This is a genomic window from Candidatus Aegiribacteria sp. (assembly GCA_021108435.1).
Taxonomy (GTDB): Bacteria; Fermentibacterota; Fermentibacteria; order Fermentibacterales; family JCC-6; genus Aegiribacteria.
Window position 1 is genome coordinate 1 of record JAIOQY010000124.1, and the last position, 3,266, is coordinate 3,266.

General features: G+C 47.3%; 3 protein-coding genes. 1 reads left to right on the forward strand and 2 read right to left on the reverse strand.

Going from position 1 to position 3,266, the window contains the following annotated elements:
- Positions 1–5 precede the first annotated feature (5 nt).
- Together hydG and K8R76_07045 are read right to left on the reverse strand one after the other, a co-directional pair.
- On the reverse strand, positions 6–1,472 hold the full coding sequence (gene hydG, locus K8R76_07040) for a [FeFe] hydrogenase H-cluster radical SAM maturase HydG (protein ID MCD4847928.1): 1,467 nt from the start codon (positions 1,470–1,472) through the stop codon (positions 6–8).
- Between the two features lie 2 nt (positions 1,473–1,474).
- On the reverse strand, positions 1,475–2,299 hold the full coding sequence (locus K8R76_07045) for an Mrp/NBP35 family ATP-binding protein (GenBank protein MCD4847929.1): 825 nt from the start codon (positions 2,297–2,299) through the stop codon (positions 1,475–1,477).
- A 135-nt stretch (positions 2,300–2,434) separates the two neighbouring features.
- Between K8R76_07045 and K8R76_07050 the strand changes: the two genes are divergently transcribed.
- Positions 2,435–3,130: an HAD family hydrolase gene (locus K8R76_07050; protein MCD4847930.1), complete on the forward strand. Its 696-nt coding sequence runs from the start codon at positions 2,435–2,437 to the stop codon at positions 3,128–3,130.
- Positions 3,131–3,266: the final 136 nt, after the last annotated feature.

The window sequence follows — 3,266 nt, forward strand, 5'->3', positions numbered from 1 at the left end:
TGACCCTAGAGGTATAGATCCCTTTCTCCAGTTCGTACTCTTTCAAGCAATTCCACTACTCTCTCTCTGAGTTCATCACCTGGAAGCTGTTGAAGTTCCTCCCCGATGAGTTTCCAGCCCCTTTTCCGTGTATCTTCTGATGCGTAGTCATCAAGATACTCAGCAAAGGTTAGAATTGCGTTTGGCATGCAGAGTTCGTGCACCTTCCCGCATTTGGCGATATCCATGAAGTAGTGACCTGTCCTGCCGCACCTGTAACCTGCGGTACAGAAGCTGGTAATCATTCCCAGGTCAACCAGATACGATATCACTTCCTCCAGTGTGCGATTGTCAGCCAGTTCGAACTGCTGCCTGTCACCCTGAGTCTTACCGGTGGCATAGCACCCGATGCCTATGTTCGATCCGGCGTCGAGCTGAGTTACACCAAGAGAAATGATACTGTTACGTACAGATTGAGGTTCTCTTGCTGTCAGGATCATACCTGTGTAGGGAACTGACAGTCTTATGACCGCAACAAGCTTTCTGAAAGATTCATCATCGATGAGATGCTCAGGATTTTCAACAAAAGGAGTATTCAGGGCAGGTTCAAGCCTTGGGAAACTGATGGTATGCGGGCCCACGCCGCCGAATTTCTCCTCGAGGTCAATTGTGTGCAGAAGGAGTGACATCACCTCAAAACGGTAATCTACCAGTCCGAAGAGAGCTCCGATCCCAACGTCATCCACGCCGGCTTCCATTGCCCTGTGAAGAGCGTACAGTCTCCATCTCATGTTCCCTTTAAGGGTATCGGCAGGGTGAAGCCTGCGATACGTTTCCGGGTGATATGTCTCCTGAAAAACCTGATAAGTTCCGATACCAACTTCAGAAAGCTTACGCAGATCGTCAATTGGAAGAGGCGCGGCATTGATATTGGCTCTGCGAATCTCATCTCCGCTGTGTTTCGTTTCGTAGACCACTTTCAGAGTATGCGCGATGAAGTCGGCACCGGTAGTGGGATGCTCACCGTAAACCATGATAAGCCTCTTGTGCCCTTCGGCAGTAAGCGCTCTTACTTCAGCCCTTATCTGATCATCTGACAGGCAGGTTCTGGTTACAGCTGTGTTCTCCCGTCTGAAAGCGCAGTACGCACAGTTGTTAACGCAGTAATTCGATATGTACAAAGGAGCAAAAAAGACAATCCTCCGACCGTACACCTTCCGCTTGATACTGAGCCCGGTTTTGAATATCTCCTCCCACAATTCATCATTCCGGCAGTTCAGAAGAGCTGCTGTTTCGACCGGATCCAGGCGTTCAAGTTCAAGTGATTTCGCGATTATCTCCCGGATATATGAATCGGACGGATTCTTCTGCTTCTCCAGCTGATTCCAGATCAGCTGTTCGTCAATAAAATCTTTACCGTTATTCAGATAGCGGTCAATTTCATCCTGCTTTATCAGAGAATCAATCCACTTGCTTTCCGCATTCGTGAACATATTTATTTCTCAGTGTTATTTCCGGATGAAACTCTTTTGACAATATCTCCCACGATTCTCTCGAAATCCTTAGCGAAAAGCGAGTGTCCATTATGGTATACAAATGGTTTTCCGCTGTCTCCGGAAATTACGATATCCGGTTCAATTGGGATTTTTCCGAGGAAGGGAACACCCATTTCCTCTGCCATCTCCTCTCCCCCGCCGGACCCGAACAATTCGGTCCGCTCTCCGCAATGAGGGCAGGTAAAACCGGACATATTCTCAATAACTCCGAGTACGGGAAGATTCAATGCGCTGCAGAACTGAATTGAACGTCTGACATCCGAAAGCGACAGTTCCTGGGGTGTTGTTACAATAACGGCTCCCGATGGCTCAGGAATCAACTGAACGACAGAAAGCGGTTCATCACCGGTACCGGGAGGACAGTCGATAACCATGTAATCCAGGTCTCCCCAGTTGACATCCTCGAACAGCTGCTTGATAACGTTCATCTTCATAGGTCCGCGCCAGATGACCGGATCGGTTCGATTTCCCAGCATGAAATCCACTGAGATGACGGAAAGAGCTCCCATCTCCACAGGATTGACCTTTTCTCCATCAGAAGTTAATCTGCTGCCCTCCAGACCAAGCAGTTTAGGGATGCTTGGACCATGAAAATCAGTATCAAGAAGGCCTGTTTTGAATCCCTGAAGTGATAGTGAGATCGCAAGATTAGCCGCAACCGTGCTTTTACCTACTCCGCCTTTGCCTGAAAGAACCAGAATACTTCGCTCCGCGGGTGATTTCGAAAGCTTGTATGGAGCGGGAACCTTCTTACCGTTACTCATGATTGAAACCTTCCATATATTGGATTTTTGTGATTGACCAGTTAGTATTAAAGATGTAATTAATATACTGGAAAAAAATCATTTCAGCATCTAAATCAGATCAGCAAAAGGGGTCAATTGCTACAGAAGGATATCATGCAGAATATAAAAAAATATAAAGCCATCCTTTTTGATCTGGATGGAACACTTATCGATTATGATGCCGCCCAGAAATACGCAGTAACAAAAGCAATTGAGCAAATGGGAAAACCGGTCTCTCCTGATCTTGAGAAGAAAGCTCTGGAACTGGTCAGTTGCGATGCCGTTCAGGACATCGAGGCCTGCAGACCGGGATGGATGCCTGCTGATTCTGCGTATATGCAGGACATCTTCACTGAAGCGGACGTTAATTTACCGTCAGGGCTGTTCCTGAATAACTACTTCGAGGTGATGTCGCAGCACGGAGAACCTCTCCCCGGGATTATAGACCTGCTCATCTCACTGAAGAAAGATCATACGATCGGACTTGTCTCAAACGGTCTTGGACCGGTTCAGAGAAAGAGGCTGGTGAAGGCGGGTTTGATGGAATATCTGGACCTCCTGGTAATCAGCTGCGAGGTCGGATACGCCAAACCTGACCCTGCGATACTGCAGCTTGCAATGAGGCTTGCTGATTCAACACCGGAAACAACACTGTTTGTAGGTGACAGCATCGGAAGTGATATGGTTGTTGCGAAAGCAGCAGGAGTTGATTTCGTGTTCATACAGCCTGATGGTGACTTTTCATCTCCGGGGCCGAGAGTTCTGGAACTCAGGAAAACAGCTGATCTTCTGAGAAATAGACATAGTTGACCATAGCAATCCAGTATTCTAGAATAACATTAATACTAATAACAGAAAGGTGAAAAATGAAAAAACTGATGATCGTTCTTCTTGTTGTTTCCGTATCCGCTTTTGCGGGTCTGGTTGAATTCGGCGGTCACGCCGG